The organism is Abiotrophia defectiva ATCC 49176 (genome assembly GCF_037041345.1).
Lineage (GTDB): Bacteria > Bacillota > Bacilli > Lactobacillales > Aerococcaceae > Abiotrophia.
In genome coordinates this window covers 114,764-130,237 of record NZ_CP146287.1, presented here as the reverse complement: position 1 = coordinate 130,237, position 15,474 = coordinate 114,764, and the positions used below count along the sequence as shown (strand labels likewise).

Genomic DNA, 15,474 nt, shown 5'->3' with positions numbered 1-15,474 from the left:
ATTCTATGTAAGCGTTTCGCCATTGGAGGTAGAATAGATTCAAATCCTATAAGGTGGTGACATTATGACACAAATCGCAGAGTACCTATTGGATATTGAAGATATCGTCAAGGAGTTTCCAGGGGTCAAAGCCTTGGACGGTGCACGACTTAAAGTTCGCCCTGGTACCATTCACGCCCTCATGGGGGAAAACGGTGCTGGTAAATCAACTATGATGAAATGTCTCTTCGGTATCTATATCGAGGACTCCGGTAGTATCAAACTCAATGGCCAACCCGTACGCTTTAACAACCCAAAACAAGCGTTGGAACAAGGCGTCTCCATGGTCCATCAGGAACTGAATCAGGTTCTTAAACGTAGCGTCATGGAAAATATCTGGTTGGGCCGCTTCCCAAAAACCAAACTTGGCCTGATTGACGAGCATAAGATGTACCAAGATACCAAGGCCATCTTCCAGCAACTCAACTTGGATATTGATCCACGGACTATCATTGGTAAACTCTCCGTCTCCCAACGTCAGATGATTGAGATTGCCAAGGCAGTCAGCTACGATGCCAAGGTAATTATCCTAGACGAGCCAACTTCCTCTCTAACGGAGCAAGAAGTTCAGCACCTCTTCCGCATTATGAACCAACTCAAGGATCAAGGTTGTGGCTTGGTTTATATCTCCCATAAGATGGAAGAAATTTTAGCCATTTCTGATGAAGTGACCATTATGCGAGACGGCCAATGGATTGCGACAGAAGCAGCTAAAGACTTAACCATGGAACGTATCATTCAACTCATGGTAGGGCGGGATATCGGCCATCGCTTCCCACCTCGCAACAATCATCCTGGCCAGGTAACCTTAGAGGTGCGCAATTTGACCGCTAAATATCAACCAAGCATTCAAGACGTATCCTTAACTGTTCACGAAGGCGAAGTTTTGGGGATTGCTGGTTTAGTGGGTTCTCGTCGGACTGAACTAATTGAATGTATCTTCGGGATTGCAACCCTAGCCAGTGGCGAGATTTACAAGAATGGTAAGTTAATTCATAATAACAACTCCCGCGACGCTATCAAAAATGGCTTTGCCTTAGTGACAGAAGAACGCCGGGCAACTGGGATTTTCCCAATCGCGGACATTCGTTTTAACACGGTTATCTCTAACATGCGCCACTATCGCGGTAAGTTAGGTCTGATTCGCAATGCTTCCATGGGTAGCGATACCCAACGCATGATTGATGCCATGGCCATCAAGACCCCAAGTCAACGAACACAAATCCGCTCCTTATCAGGTGGTAACCAGCAGAAGGTGATTATTGGCCGTTGGCTACTAACCGATGCGGATATCTATCTCTTCGACGAACCAACACGAGGGATTGACGTCGGAGCCAAGTACGAAATCTACCAAATAATTTTAGACTTGGCTAAGAAGGGCAAGACCGTTATCGTTGTCTCCAGTGAAATGACCGAGTTGCTCGGTATCACTGACCGCATTGCAGTCATGTCTAATGGTCGCTTGGCTGGCGTCGAAAAGACCGAATCACTCACCCAAGAAGAAATTCTTCGCTTGAGTGCACTCTATCTCTAAGGAGGATGTCTCTATGGAACTAAGTAAAAAACTACGCTTCACCAATAAAACACCGCGCGAGCTATTATTAGACTTTTCTCTTTATATTGTGCTTGCTGCTTTAATCGCCATCATTATTTCGATGGATACTTCTTTCGTTTCACCAAAAAACTTCATTAACATCTTGGCTCAAGCCTCCACTCGGATCATTATGGCCTGCGGGGCTGCCGGGCTTATCATCTTAGGCGGGACAGACTTGTCTGCCGGCCGCGTCTTGGGTTTAACTTCCCTGATTGCTGCCTCCCTCCTTCAATCAACTACCTACGCTTCGCGTATGTATCCCGATTTACCTCAATTACCACTCTGGTTGCCACTCATTATCGTTATTGTAGTCGGCGGGATCTTCGGTTTGATTAACGGTTTTGGGGTAGCTGTTCTTAAAGTCCACGCCTTCATTATTACCTTAGGGACTCAATTAGTAGCTTACGGGATTGCCTTGATTTATCAACAACAACAAGCAGGAGGCGCACAACCGATTGCTAACTTTGACGACCGCTACCGTAATTTAGTTAACGGCACCGTCAACTTTACCAAAGATATTCAAATCCCTTATGTAGTCTTCTACGCCATTGTCGTCTGCGTGATTATGTGGATTATCTGGAATAAAACCCAACTTGGTAAGAACATGTATGCTATCGGGGGCAACATCGAAGCAGCTGAAGTTTCCGGGGTTAATATCGTTAAGAATATCCTCATCATTTTCCTGATTTCAGGGATTCTCTACGGCTTAGCTGGCTATCTGGAAGCTGCTCGGGTAGGGTCTACTACCTCTAACACCGGTCTTAACTACGACCTCGATGCCATCTCTGCTTCCGTTATCGGGGGTGTCTCCTTCTCCGGTGGGATTGGGACCATTCCTGGGGTTATTATCGGGGCTATCATTCTCCAATTCATCAACTACGGTTTGGCTTATGTAGGTGTTAACCCTAACTACCAATACATCATCAAGGGCTTGATCATTATCTTGGCGGTAGCAATCGACGTACGTAAATACATCAAGCGCAAATAAGACCGTAAATTTTCTAACCTGGAGTGTAAAAAAATCAATGTAATCGTTTTACACGCCGTGTTATACTCAATTCAACAAAATAAAATCCTTAAAGGAGTCGATCTTTATGAAAAAAGTCATTACATGGTGCGCCATCTTCTGCCTATTCTGCTTAGCGCTAGTTCCTAGCCTCAGCCCTAAAGTTCAAGCCGAAGATAAGAACATCAAAATTGGGGTAGCTTTCTACAAATACGATGACGCTTATATGTCTTCTGTACGTGTAGCGCTTGAAAAAATCGCCAAAGAGCATTCCAACGTTGAACTCATCGTCAATGACTCTCAAAACGACCAAGCTAAACAAAACGACCAAATCGATGTCATGATTCAAAAGGGCGTGGATGTCCTCTTGATTAACGTGGTGGACACTGGGGCAGCAGAAGCAGTCGTTCAAAAAGCTAAAGACGCGAATATTCCGCTCGTGCTCTTCAACCGTGAACCAGCGACTGACGTTGTTAAAGCATACGACAAAGCTCGTTTCGTTGGGACAACCGCTAAAGAAGCTGGGATTATCCAAGGTAAGATGATTGCGGAACTATGGAAATCTGACAAGAAATATGACCGCAATGGTAACGGCAAATTAGATTACGTTATGTTAATCGGTGACCCAGAAAACCCAGAAGCAATCGCTCGTACAAAATATGCTGTTGATACTTTAACCGAAGCTAAGATTGAAGTGAACAAATTAGGCGACCAAGTTGCTAACTGGGATCCAGACAAAGCAAAAACTGCAACTGACGCTTGGTTAGCTAAAGACGCCGACAACATCGACGTCATTATCTCTAATAACGACTCAATGGCTTCTGGTGCTATTGCTGCTCTCCAAGGCGCCGGCTTCAACACTGATGCTAAAGCTGACAAGAAGATTCCTGTATTTGGGGTAGATGCGACTGAAGAAGCAGTAGACCTCATTGCTCGCGGCATTATGACTGGTACTGTAAAACAAGATGCTGAAGGGATGGCTAAAGCTGTCTTCGCACTCTCTTACAATGCAGGTCAAGGCAAAGACTTCTTAGACGGCACTGACTACAAGTACGACGACACTCAAGTCGCTGTACGTATTCCTTACCAAGCCTTCAACGGCCAATAGGCTATTATCGAAGGGTATCTCCTTTAGGCAAGTTCCTCTGGGGCTTGCCTTGCTTTATCAAAACTAGGAGGCACGCAATGACCACCCAAGAGTCCACCGAAAACAAGCCTGAGGTAGGCAAAACTTCACCCAGACGCACCAATCTATATGAGGGCATTCATCTATCCGAGCGCACCCTCAATATCATCATCGGCATGATTATCGGGTTGTTGGCTCTAACCCTCTACTTCGCCTTACCTCGTTAAGGCAGACAAAAAATAGGCTGAGACAAAAGTCTCAGCCTATTTTTTTATCTACATACAAGGACTAAGCTTCGACTACCGTCTCTTGGCTAGCCTTGCGCGCTAATTCTTTAGCTTCACGTTCTTCCACCTGATCTACAAAATCACGTAGAAGTTGCTTCACAACAGTTGGATCTTCAGTCTCATTGACTGCCACCTTAACCTTAGAAGAACGCGGAATACCTTTAAGATAGTAATGGGCTTGGGTCCGAAATTCTCGCGTTGCAGTTCGATCACCCTTGAGGTCTACCAAGCGTTCTAGATGGTCGATGGCCGTATCAATTTTCTGTCTCGCCGTCATAGCCGGCAAGAGTTCACCGGTCTCAACATAGTGGACCATCTGCTGGACAACCCATGGATTGCCCAGTGCTGCACGCCCCACCATGACACCATCTACACCCGTCGTATCAAGCAAGTATTTGAGTTCTTCAGGCGTTCTAACATCCCCATTCCCAACAAAAGGAATGGTTTTGAGTTCTTTCTTAACTTGCGCCAAAATATCCCAGTTGGCCTTGCCTTCATACATCTGTACCCGGGTTCGGCCGTGCATGGCCACCATGGAAGCACCTGCGCGTTCAGCTGCTAAGGCATTTTCAATGGCGTAAAGATGTTCATCATCCCAACCAGTCCGCATTTTTACTGTGACTGGCTTCTGAACAGCATCCACTACTGCTGCCACCATTTCATAAACCTTGTTCGGGTCTAAGAGCCAACGCGCCCCTGCTTCTGCCTTAATGACCTTGTTGACAGGACAACCCATATTAATATCAATAATGGCACACTCAGTATTTTCAGCAACATATTTAGCTGCCTCTACCAAAGTTTCTTTATTACCTCCCATTATTTGAATGCTGAGAGGATACTCATTTGGCTCAATGTGTAGCATGCTCAAGGTCTTGTCATTACGGAACTGAATCCCCTTGTCACTAATCATCTCGCAAACAACTAGGCCCGCACCAAATTGTTTTACAATGGTCCGAAAGGCTGCATTTGATACTCCCGCCATGGGTGCTACCACTACCGGGTTTGGAATCTCAATTTCTCTAATTTTGAACAAGCTATACCTCCTCTGCGTCTGCTTCTTGCCCTGCAGCTTCACCTGCTGCGATGATGGCCTCTAATTCTTGAACACTATAGTCATAGTGGTTCTCACAATAATGGCAGACTACTTCAGCGCCCCCATCTTCATCAATCATAGCTTGGATTTCCTTACGACCTAAGGACTGAATACCGTGTCCATAGGCTTCCTTAGAGCAACCGCAATAGAAAGAGACATCTTTCTTAGAAAGGACTTCAGAATTACCATGCCCAACTAAGAGATCCAATAGAGCCTCTAAGCTTGGTTGTGACTCCAAGAGATCGGAGAAACGGCCTAAATCCGCAATGCGTTTTTCAATGAAGTCAATGGTTTCATCAGTGGCCCCAGGCATCACTTGAATCATAAAACCACCCGATTTAGCCACTGACTCATCCGGATTAACCAAGACAGAGAGTCCAATACAAGAAGCCGTTTGTTCAGACACAGCCATATAATAGGTGAAATCTTCTGCCAATTCCCCGCTCACCAGTGGCACTTGCCCTGCGAAAAGCTCCTTATTACCTAAGAGTTTGCGTACAGCCATATTGCCCGGCATACCCACTGCACCAGCAACGTCTAACTTGCCAATGGCATTGAGTTCTAAGGCCACCTGCGGATTAGATACAAAGCCACGTACATGACCGTAGGCATCTCCTTCCGCAATAATCCGGCCTACTGGTCCCGTTCCGAGAATTTCTACTCGCAAACGTTCGTCTCCCTTAGAATTAGCTGCTAGTAAAAGGGTCCCCACCAGGGTCCGACCTAAGACAGCTGTTGCAGTATGCCAAGTTTTGTGCCGATTGACTGCTTCTTGGACAACCCCAGTAGCATCCAAAACCAAAACCCGCAATTGGCCATCGAATGCCAAGGCTGTTAATAATTGATCTGACATGTTTGCTTCCTCCATCTCCCAATGGGAGTCATTATATTCCGTTTCTAAGTATATCAGACCCCACCAGTTTAGCAAGTCTTTGGCCTAGTGCTAATAGGCAAAAAAATCAGACCTCATGGGTCTGATTTTCCTTATTAGGCTTGATGATGTTCAGACGGCACTTGGTCATCTGCAATGATACGGTCGCCAGCTTCTAGCGCTTCTTCTACACGTGAAGGAGTCGCTTTTTGATCTTGACTCTCGGCCGAAGTAGGAGTGTCTGTTTCTTCAGACTTTGCTACTTGCTCAGGCATCTTCCCAGTCTTGAAGAGAGACTCGATTTGCGCCGCTTCTAAGGTCTCAACTTCAAGCAGTTTCTCTGCAATCAAGTTGAGTTGCTCGCGGTGCTCGTTGATAATGCGGTGTGCCTCTTCGTGAGCTTGGTTCAATAATTGACGCACTTCGTTGTCAATCTCATAGGCTACCTGATCAGAATAAGCAGGTTTCTGGCCATAGTCACGACCAACGAAGACGGTATGGTTGCCTTCGTATTGAACAGGTCCTAAGCGGTCTGACATCCCATATTCAGTGACCATACTACGCGCAATCTTAGTCGCTTGTTGGAAGTCATTGCTAGCCCCAGTAGATTGAGTGTTGAAGACAATCTCTTCAGCAGCACGACCACCCAGGAGCCCTACCATTTGATCGTAGAGTTCCTTACGGGTCACAATATAAGCATCTTCACGAGGTAACATGACCGCATAACCACCTGCACGTCCGCGTGGCACGATGGTCACCTTATGAACGACACGTGCGTCACTTAAGACCATGCCAATGATGGTATGGCCCGCCTCGTGGTAAGCCACGGTACGGCGTTGTTGTTCAGAAATCACACGATCCTTCTTAGCTGGCCCCGCAATCACCCGGTCATGGGCTTCTGCGATGTCCGCTTGGGTAATCGCCTTATGGTCAAAACGTGCTGCTACTAAAGCTGCTTCGTTCAGTAAGTTTTCCAACTCAGCACCTGAGAAGCCAGGCGTTTGTTGTGCCACAACCTTAAGGTCAACTTCTGTTTCTAATTTCTTGTTACGGGCATGGACTTGAAGAATCTGTTCCCGCCCCTTAACATCCGGATTACCCACTAGAATCTGACGGTCAAAACGACCTGGACGCAAGAGGGCTGGGTCTAGGACATCCGAACGGTTAGTCGCCGCAATGACGATGACCCCTTCATTCCCTTCGAAACCATCCATCTCAACCAGTAATTGGTTAAGGGTTTGTTCTCGTTCATCGTGTCCGCCCCCAAGACCTGCGCCCCGTTGACGACCTACGGCATCAATTTCATCAATGAAGATAATAGCTGGGGCATTCTTCTTAGCGTTCTCGAAGAGATCCCGTACCCGGCTGGCCCCGACCCCGACGAACATCTCGACGAATTCAGAACCTGACATGGTGAAGAAGGGAACCCCCGCTTCACCGGCTACTGCCTTGGCTAAGAGAGTTTTACCCGTCCCTGGAGGGCCCTCCAGTAAGACACCTGCTGGGATACGCGCCCCTAACTTGGTGAAACGTTTAGGATCCTTAAGGAATTCTACTACTTCTACCAGTTCTTGCTTTTCTTCTTCAGCACCCGCTACATCACTGAAGCGGACTTTGACTTTCTGCTTGGAAATATCCTTGGAGCGTGACTTACCAAAGTTCATGGCCCCCCGCATACCGCCACCGCCAGCGCCACTCTGGAACATGTTGTAGAGGAAGAAGCCCATCATACCCATTAAGAGTAGCATTGGCAGGATATTGGCCCACAGTACCATATTGGATTCGGCCAAGGTCTTCATCTTGACCCCTTGTTGGGTCGCTGTTTCCGTCAATAACTTAAGCGTGCTATCGTTGCCTAGCACTCGGCTGGTGAATTGAGTGGCAGTCTCACTTCCGCCTTGGAAGAGGGCCACAAAGTTGGTTTGTTCTGAGCGTGTTGTCCCGGTCTTGTATTTACCTTTGACATTATAAACACCGGAACCAATCTGGACATCCATCTCGGCAATCTTGCCGTCCGCAATCTCTGTCATTAACTCACTCTGAGTGAGTTCTTTGACTTGGCCGCCCCCTAGAGCCCCTGACAGGGCATGGAAGAGCATAAAGAGCATGGCTAATGCCATCATAGATGTCAGAATGTTCCGCGTCGAATTACGATTTGGGTTTTGCATAGATGCTGTTCGACTCCTTTGTCTTGATCATTCTGTTCATTCTTGTATTTTATCATATTTTGCCATAGGGTCCTAATGGAAGGTCCCTGTAAGGCTGGGCTTTACCAATATTTAAGGTTTGTTTTCGCCAAAAGACCCTAGATCACAGTCTAGGGTCTGGCACATGGCCTATTTGCTTTCGTAGACGGCAGGTGATAAGACACCGATATAAGGAAGGTTACGGTACTCTTGTTTATAGTCCAAGCCATATCCCACTACGAATTCATTGGGAATATCTAAGCCCACATAATCTGCTTCCATATTGTTGACACGTCGCTCTTTCTTATCCAAGAGGGTACATACCTTAACAGAATTAGCCTTACGATAGTGGAGCAGGTCCACAATGTACTTAAGGGTTTGCCCGGTATCGATGATATCTTCCACAATCAGAATATCCTTACCTTCGACACGAGTATCTAAGTCTTTGACAATCTTGACTTCACCCGATGACTGTAAGGCTTCACCATAACTCGATACGTCCATGAAATCAATGGTCAAGTAGCAATCCATAGCACGAATAATGTCAGCCATAAAAATTGCTGCCCCTCGTAAAATCCCAACGACCACTACTTCTTTATCTTTGTAGTCTTCCGTTAAGGTTTTGCCTAGACGGGCCACTGCTTCTGCAATTTCTTCTTGGGTTACTAGTACTTTTAAAATGTCTTTCTCTAACATTGAGCTTTCTCTCCTTTTGTCTAGTGTCTTACTGCCGTGTCTTCCGATAAAGGAATATATGAGTTATTTTATCAGTTTGTGGCCCGCGAGACAATGGGGAATTGCTAACTGGCCCCAACCATACGATTTCATCTTTTTCATCTACAAGAACTTTGATTTGATTTCGCTCATCGCTAGGCAACTTAAGGTCCATGAGGATTCTGCCAACTTTCTTATGATAGACTTGACCTAATTCGTCGCTTATTGCAACTTGGTCACCGTCTTGTCTCTGTCTTAGCTGGAAATTGAGTGGCGCCGTCTCCTGGGCCTGACTTAAATGTAGGCCTGCCCAACCTTCAGCCGCTTCACGCATTTCCGGTGATACCTGATGAGCTGCAAAAATCCCCGCTTCTGCACCACCATCTAGGGCATACCAGTGGTTGAGTCGACTTAAGATTAAACGTTGACCAAAATAAGCTTTTGGCCCCGCCTCTTCTGGTAGGATTTGGACGTAATCATAGCGTTTGACTGCTACCCAACCATGTCCTAACTGCAAACGTTGATTGGGGTCACGACGGTTACGCATCATCTGTTGCAATTGACCTACTAAATCGCGATTATAAGCGGGCACATCTTCGATTAGGCGTTCTTCAAAGAAAATCCGCAGGTACATATTGAATTTTGCCTCTGGCAAAGCCAGAAAGGCTGGAATATAAAGCAACCAATAATGATTAGTCGAATACATGAGTAGCTGAGGCTCAAGATTCAGATAATCCGCATACTGGACGGTGTAGGAATCTTGAATCTGTTGCTGAATGGTCAAAAGATTTTGTAGTAACTGAGGATTCTCCTGCATCAGTTGTGGAATATAGGTATGACGGAATCGATTGCGTACAAAGTGATCCATGTAGTTAGAAGCATCTTCAAAATAAGTCACATTAAACTTCTCGGCATAGGCCTCTAGTTCCGCCTTGGTCACCCCAATAAAGGGCCTCATTATGGTTGGCATGACAGTATGACCACTTGGGTCACTCATCAGGCGCTGATAACAGCCCCGAATACCTTGCAAGCCACGAATGGAGGTGCCACGTGTCATCCGCATTAAGAAGGTCTCAGCCACATCATTAAGATGATGGGCGGTCATCAAAACATCTGCTTCAGTTGTCCGAATCACTTCTGCGAAAAATTGATAACGGGCGTCACGCGCCTGAGCTTCCACATTAGTGGCAGCCGGTTCGCCCCACTCCGTCGCAAAATAAATACAGCCATACTCTGCCACAATTTCCTTAATAGCAACGGCCTCGTTGTCTGATTCTGGCCGCAACTTGTGATTGAAATGGGCGACGACCAACTGCAGGTGATTATATTGACGTAACTGATTCAATTCATTCATCAATCTGAGCATGACCATAGAATCAACCCCGCCGGATACGGCCAGCACCACTGTCTTGGCCTCTAGCCAGGCTGGCCATGACTCCAACTGAGCCTTAACTTCCCGCATTAATTTTTCCATCTAGATTCTCCTTTAGATACAAAAAGCAGCCTAAAAGGCTGCTCTTATATCCTGTATTAGCGCACGACAAGAAAACTATCGCGCGTTAGCAAGACATCCCTAGCTACGTCGGCCACCACGGCCGCCGCGTTTGCCTTCGGTGTTACGTCTTAATGAGGACAGACGATCTTCACTGTCCTTTAGGAAGTTACTCATTAATTGATCAAAATCATCCAACTTACGGCTGTTATTATTTCCCGCATTGTTGAAGTTAGGGCGATTCCCGCCCTCTTCTTGACGACTCTTGAAGCGTGGGGCACGTTGGCTATGTGGTGCAGCACCTTCTTGGCGTTCACGTTTAGGCCGAGCGGGTGCCTCTGCAGGTCGATCACTGGCTTTACGAATTGACAGGCTAATTTTACCGTCGTCAGCGATAGACAGAACCTTCACTGCGACTTCTTGGCCGACTGTTAAGACGGAACTAATCTCCTTAACATAGCCGTCTGAAACCTCACTAATGTGAACTAAACCTGTTTTATTATCTGGCAAGCTAATAAAAGCCCCAAAGTGTGTGATCCCTGTGACTTTCCCTGTGATTTTTTGCCCTACTTCGATTGACATACGATGTCTTATCCTCCCTTAAGTTCTTTCATCCTTATATTCTATTCAGTAACTCTCATCCCTTAAGGATGCTTGGTGTCTTCCTGATGCGAAGATCCTAACTCGAAAATAATCTCACCTGGCTTGGTGTAGTAATAATCACGTCGCGCCACATCCTCTAGATAGGCTGGATCCTTCATTTGCTGAGTTGCTTGGAAAACTTCACGGTTCTCTTTAACGGCTTGCTCCTGGTCCGCCTTGGCCTCTTGATGGGCTTGCTCGGCAGTCACTTGATCCTGATAAGCCCGCCATAATGGAATCCCTGCGAAGGCAAGAGCTCCAATCAGAATGACATGAAAGATCAGGCGTCGTCCGTGAGAGTGCGGATGTTTTGTCTGACGGGGTGAGGAAGTCTGAACAGATTCCTGTGGATCTAATTTATAATTCATTCTTTTCACCTCCATGATAAACCTAGTTTGAGTATATCAATATTCGCGCCTAATTTCCATTCAAACTTGTCGTTTTTCCAAGTTTTTTTGCGAGCTTGGCTCGAGGTAGCATAGCTGAGCCCCTAGCCAAGCCCTATTTTAAGCTAGAAACTCGTCTACTTGACGAACTTCATTATTAAGGCGCTCTTCACCCAAAATTTCGTAGAGATTACTTGCTTCTTCTTTCTTGGTGTTTTCTTTGAGGTCGGTCACTCGTACAGTTAATAGTCGGTTACCAAAGCGAATCACCAACTCATCGCCTACCTTCACAGCAGAGCTAGATTTAGCTACTTGGCCATTCAAGGTAATACGACCTTGGTCCGCCACTTCTTTGGCAATGGTCCGACGCTTAATCAAACGGGAAACCTTTAAATACTTATCTAATCTCATCTTACTTCTCCTTATTCTTACTAGTGTCGTCTAACAAAAGACTGGCTACCTGACGAGCTAATTGCTTAAGGGCTCCTAGCCAAACATAGGATGGCTGTTCTAGGATATCCAAGCTAATCACCTGGCGCGAGCCCTCTTGAGACACGGTGGATTTCTGGGAAATGCCAGCCAAGGCTTCAAAAAGTTTGGCGCCTCGTAATTGTTCTGAGGCCACCTGGTTGAAGCTGACCTTGACATGACGTGGAGTCTGCTGAATTTTAACAATGCCAGCTTCGAGCCCATAATGTTTAATCAAGGCAATCTCCAATAAATCCGCCACTTCATCCGGAAATTCACCATAGCGGTCAATCAACTGATCTTGCAGATTACGATAGGCCTCTTCTGAATCGATTTGTTGAATTTGCTTATAGACCGAAATCTTTTGCCGTTCATCGGCAATATAGCTGGCTGGAATATAGGCGTCGATTAAGAGATGCCATTCAATCTGGTTGCTAGCTTGACTTGCTATCTGTCCAACCTTCTTGCCCCGCTTAATGTCAACAGCTTCTTTGAGCATTTGGGAATAGAGGTCAAAACCGACTGAATCAATAAAGCCAGATTGTTGCTTCCCCAGCAGATTACCTGCTCCTCGAATAGATAGGTCGCGCATGGCAATCTTAAAGCCTGATCCCAACTCTGTAAATTCGCGGACGGCCTGCAATCTTTTCTCACTGACCTCACTGAGTGACTTAAATGGCTCATACATCAAATAAGCATAGGCCACGCGATTGGTTCGCCCTACCCGACCACGTAATTGGTAGAGCGTGGATAAACCCATATGGTCCGCATCTTCTACAAAAAGGGTATTAACATTAGGAATATCAACCCCTGTTTCAATAATGGTGGTAGTCACCAGGACATCGTAAGCCCCTTGGATAAAGTCCACTAGCACCGTCTCTAGTTCCACCTCCGACATCTGACCGTGGGCATAAGCTACCCTAGCCTCTGGTACCAAGGCCTGGATTTCCATGGCTCGACGCTCAATAGTCGCCACCCGATTATAGAGATAGAAGACCTGACCTTCTCGAGCTAATTCGCGCTCAATACCTGACTTAATCGCTCCATCATTGCGCTCCATGACATAGGTCTGAACAGGGAAACGGTTATTGGGTGGCGTCTCAATCAAGGACAAGTCCCGAACACCTATCATCGACATATGCAAGGTACGGGGAATTGGCGTCGCCGTCAAAGTCAAGACATCAACCTGTGACTTGAGTTGCTTAAGCCGCTCCTTGTGCTTGACCCCAAAACGTTGCTCCTCATCGACAATCAATAGGCCTAGGTCTTGAAACTGGACATCTTTTGAGACTAAGCGATGAGTCCCGACCACAATATTCACTGCCCCCGTTAGCAAGTCATCAATGGTCTGGTCTTGTTGCTTTTTAGATACAAAGCGACTCATCAGCCGAATTTCAAAAGGATAATCAGCAAAACGCTGAACCAAAGAATTATAGTGTTGCTGAGCTAAAATCGTAGTAGGAACTAGGAAGGCCACTTGCTTGCCGTCCATGACCGCCTTGAAAATGGCCCGCATGGCTACTTCGGTCTTGCCGTAACCTACGTCACCGACTAGCAGACGGTCCATTGGCTTGCTTTTTTCCATATCTGCCTTGATTTCCATTGCGGACCGGAGTTGGTCCTCTGTTTCTACATAAGCAAAAGCCGACTCGAACTCACTCTGCTCTGGTGTATCAGGCCCAAAAGCATACCCAACTTCTCGTTCTCGCTTAGCGTAGAGGGCGATTAATTCATCCGCAATGTCTTCTATTTTAGCCGCTACCTTGCGCTTAGTCTTAGCCCACTCAGTGCCCCCTAGCTTGTTAAGCTTAGGTGTCTTGGCTTCTGAGGCGACGTACTTTTGTAACAGATGAATTTGGTCGACCGGAATCAGAATGCGTGAGTCATCTTGATACACAACCGACAATAGATCCTTATGAATACCATTCATTTCGATGGTGTCCATACCACGGAATTGCCCAATCCCATGGTGAACGTGAACTACATAGTCACCGACTTCTAATTCTGAGTAACTCTTAATCCGTTCAGCATTTGTTTGCTTAGTACGAGATTGACGAGCCTGACGTTTTTTCAATTTATTGAAGAGTTCTTTTTCAGTTACCACTACCCACTTCAAGACCGGCAGTTCAAAACCATTTGACAGGGCGCCCACTCCGATATTAACAACTTTATCTTGGGCTCGGTCTTCTGTCACTACGCTAGGACCGATTTGAAATTCCTCGAAAAACGCTTCAACCTTCCGCGCTTGTTCCAAACTCCCTACAGCCACTTGAATGGTATAGCCTTGTTTCAACCAGTGATCCATCTCCGTTTTGACGAGAGGCATTTGGTTAAAGAAAGGGTTGAGGGTGCGATACTGGAAGGAATGCACTGCTCCTAAAGACTGATGTCCCAACCCTCGATGCATGACCGACAGATAGAGCAAGGCACCTGAGTAAGCTCGCACACAAGACTGAAAATCTGCTTTAACAGCCAATCCAGGTATCAGCAGACCTTTCTGAGTTTCCTGCTCAATCCAAAACTGATCTTCCTCAACCAGATGAAGGGCCTGTTGCTGTAGCTTATCAAATTCTGATAGAACTAAAAGTCCTTGCTCTCCTAAATAATCAAGGATCGTCACCACTTGGTCATCCTGAGCCAAGCTCAGATAGGCATGCGGATACTTAAGAGGCTCGCCATGGCGCAACTGATCCAACTGATTGCTGAGACCCGCTTCCATGACCTCTCTTAATTCTTGATCCTTCACTTTCTTCAGGGCGCGCGCCTTCATATCCTCTAAACGTGGCAAGAGGGCTTGTTGTGCTTCTAGGCCAAATAAGACATCTTGAGCTGGCAGGATTTGGACAGAGTCTAGATTTTCAATCGAGGACTGGGTCTCAGCATTAAAGGCCCGAATAGAATCCAGCTCGGTATCAAAGAAATCCAAACGAATCGGATATTCGGCGGATACTGGGAAGAAGTCAATGATACTCCCGCGTACGCTAAACTCACCCGGTTGTTCTACCAAGCTAGCCCGATGATAACCCCAAGCGGTCAAGACACTTTCTAGCTGGCGTCGTTCCCAGTTATCTCCAAGTTCAAGAGTATGTTGAGCTTGACGCCATTGATTAGGGTGAGTCAATTGTTTTCGTAAACCGGCTACATTAGTAACTACAATACAGGGCTCGCCGTGAGTTAGTTGGTTAAGGATCTGAATCCGGTCCCGCATCTGATCCTCCGAAGCAAAGGCAAATTCAATGGCCAGAGCCTCCTCCACTACAAAAGCCTGTACGGACACCTGGGGCAGAAGCTGTGTTAAATCATCTACTAACTGTCCCAACTTGCTAGCAATGGGCTCTACAATCAAGAGTGGCCGAGGGCGAGCTTGGAAAAGCTGAGCCAGCATGACGGCACGGGCACTATCATCAATTCCAGTCACTAACTGGGGTAAGCTGCCCGCCCCTATTTGATTAATGGCCTTTATTGCCGACTGAAAAGCATCTTGCGCAAATTCCATGTTTTTCCTACTTTCTCTCTAGTAAAACTGGCTCAGAGATTTGAGTCAGCTAACGCCACAAGAGGCTGCAACGT

At 46.5% G+C, this 15,474-nt stretch carries 13 protein-coding genes; 4 read left to right on the top strand and 9 right to left on the bottom strand.

The window, feature by feature from the left end; all coding sequences use genetic code 11:
- The first annotated feature begins 64 nt into the window (after positions 1-64).
- The 4 genes from V7R82_RS00560 to V7R82_RS00545 all read left to right on the top strand — a co-directional run bounded on the left by V7R82_RS00560 (position 65) and on the right by V7R82_RS00545 (position 3,992).
- Entirely contained in the window at positions 65-1,573 is a 1,509-nt protein-coding gene (locus V7R82_RS00560; protein WP_023392473.1) for an ATP-binding cassette domain-containing protein, read from the top strand.
- A gap of 13 nt (positions 1,574-1,586) precedes the next feature.
- A complete protein-coding gene (mglC, locus tag V7R82_RS00555) occupies positions 1,587-2,621 on the top strand; it encodes a galactose/methyl galactoside ABC transporter permease MglC (RefSeq protein WP_070756632.1) in 1,035 nt (344 codons plus the stop codon).
- Positions 2,622-2,727: 106 nt separating this feature from the next.
- Positions 2,728-3,747, top strand: coding sequence for a galactose ABC transporter substrate-binding protein (locus V7R82_RS00550; protein WP_023392475.1), 1,020 nt, complete (start codon positions 2,728-2,730; stop codon positions 3,745-3,747).
- A 77-nt stretch (positions 3,748-3,824) separates the two neighbouring features.
- Entirely contained in the window at positions 3,825-3,992 is a 168-nt protein-coding gene (locus V7R82_RS00545) for a hypothetical protein (protein ID WP_180363304.1), read from the top strand.
- 61 nt (positions 3,993-4,053) lie between these two features.
- On the opposite strand, the gene dusB is transcribed toward V7R82_RS00545, so the two are convergent.
- From dusB to mfd, 9 genes are all read right to left on the bottom strand, one after another.
- Positions 4,054-5,085 carry a tRNA dihydrouridine synthase DusB gene (dusB, locus tag V7R82_RS00540; RefSeq protein ID WP_338542838.1) on the bottom strand — a complete coding sequence of 344 codons (1,032 nt, stop codon included), beginning with the start codon at positions 5,083-5,085 and terminating at the stop codon, positions 4,054-4,056.
- Position 5,086: 1 nt separating this feature from the next.
- Positions 5,087-5,998: an Hsp33 family molecular chaperone HslO gene (gene hslO, locus V7R82_RS00535; protein WP_338542836.1), complete on the bottom strand. Its 912-nt coding sequence runs from the start codon at positions 5,996-5,998 to the stop codon at positions 5,087-5,089.
- Between the two features lie 134 nt (positions 5,999-6,132).
- Positions 6,133-8,184 carry an ATP-dependent zinc metalloprotease FtsH gene (gene ftsH / locus V7R82_RS00530; protein WP_314237127.1) on the bottom strand — a complete coding sequence of 684 codons (2,052 nt, stop codon included), beginning with the start codon at positions 8,182-8,184 and terminating at the stop codon, positions 6,133-6,135.
- A gap of 168 nt (positions 8,185-8,352) precedes the next feature.
- Complete coding sequence (gene hpt, locus V7R82_RS00525) at positions 8,353-8,898, bottom strand: hypoxanthine phosphoribosyltransferase (protein ID WP_070756641.1); 546 nt, start codon at positions 8,896-8,898, stop codon at positions 8,353-8,355.
- Positions 8,899-8,926: 28 nt separating this feature from the next.
- Entirely contained in the window at positions 8,927-10,390 is a 1,464-nt protein-coding gene (tilS, locus tag V7R82_RS00520) for a tRNA lysidine(34) synthetase TilS (RefSeq protein ID WP_338542832.1), read from the bottom strand.
- Positions 10,391-10,489: 99 nt separating this feature from the next.
- On the bottom strand, positions 10,490-10,990 hold the full coding sequence (locus V7R82_RS00515; protein ID WP_338542830.1) for a S1 domain-containing RNA-binding protein: 501 nt from the start codon (positions 10,988-10,990) through the stop codon (positions 10,490-10,492).
- Positions 10,991-11,052: 62 nt separating this feature from the next.
- Positions 11,053-11,418 carry an FtsB family cell division protein gene (locus V7R82_RS00510; RefSeq protein WP_070756648.1) on the bottom strand — a complete coding sequence of 122 codons (366 nt, stop codon included), beginning with the start codon at positions 11,416-11,418 and terminating at the stop codon, positions 11,053-11,055.
- A 138-nt stretch (positions 11,419-11,556) separates the two neighbouring features.
- Complete coding sequence (locus V7R82_RS00505; RefSeq protein ID WP_070756651.1) at positions 11,557-11,847, bottom strand: RNA-binding S4 domain-containing protein; 291 nt, start codon at positions 11,845-11,847, stop codon at positions 11,557-11,559.
- Between the two features lies 1 nt (position 11,848).
- On the bottom strand, positions 11,849-15,400 hold the full coding sequence (gene mfd, locus V7R82_RS00500; RefSeq protein WP_338542825.1) for a transcription-repair coupling factor: 3,552 nt from the start codon (positions 15,398-15,400) through the stop codon (positions 11,849-11,851).
- Positions 15,401-15,474 lie beyond the last annotated feature (74 nt).

What these genes read in the sequence shown, in the direction of transcription:
- V7R82_RS00560 (WP_023392473.1), top strand. Translation starts at nt 65, where the DNA reads ATGACACAAATCGCAGAGTACCTATTGGATATTGAAGATATCGTCAAG.
- mglC (WP_070756632.1), top strand. Translation starts at nt 1,587, where the DNA reads ATGGAACTAAGTAAAAAACTACGCTTCACCAATAAAACACCGCGCGAG.
- V7R82_RS00550 (WP_023392475.1), top strand. Translation starts at nt 2,728, where the DNA reads ATGAAAAAAGTCATTACATGGTGCGCCATCTTCTGCCTATTCTGCTTA.
- V7R82_RS00545 (WP_180363304.1), top strand. Translation starts at nt 3,825, where the DNA reads ATGACCACCCAAGAGTCCACCGAAAACAAGCCTGAGGTAGGCAAAACT.
- hslO (WP_338542836.1), bottom strand. Translation starts at nt 5,998, where the DNA reads ATGTCAGATCAATTATTAACAGCCTTGGCATTCGATGGCCAATTGCGG.
- ftsH (WP_314237127.1), bottom strand. Translation starts at nt 8,184, where the DNA reads ATGCAAAACCCAAATCGTAATTCGACGCGGAACATTCTGACATCTATG.
- hpt (WP_070756641.1), bottom strand. Translation starts at nt 8,898, where the DNA reads ATGTTAGAGAAAGACATTTTAAAAGTACTAGTAACCCAAGAAGAAATT.
- tilS (WP_338542832.1), bottom strand. Translation starts at nt 10,390, where the DNA reads ATGGAAAAATTAATGCGGGAAGTTAAGGCTCAGTTGGAGTCATGGCCA.
- V7R82_RS00515 (WP_338542830.1), bottom strand. Translation starts at nt 10,990, where the DNA reads ATGTCAATCGAAGTAGGGCAAAAAATCACAGGGAAAGTCACAGGGATC.
- V7R82_RS00510 (WP_070756648.1), bottom strand. Translation starts at nt 11,418, where the DNA reads ATGAATTATAAATTAGATCCACAGGAATCTGTTCAGACTTCCTCACCC.
- V7R82_RS00505 (WP_070756651.1), bottom strand. Translation starts at nt 11,847, where the DNA reads ATGAGATTAGATAAGTATTTAAAGGTTTCCCGTTTGATTAAGCGTCGG.
- mfd (WP_338542825.1), bottom strand. Translation starts at nt 15,400, where the DNA reads ATGGAATTTGCGCAAGATGCTTTTCAGTCGGCAATAAAGGCCATTAAT.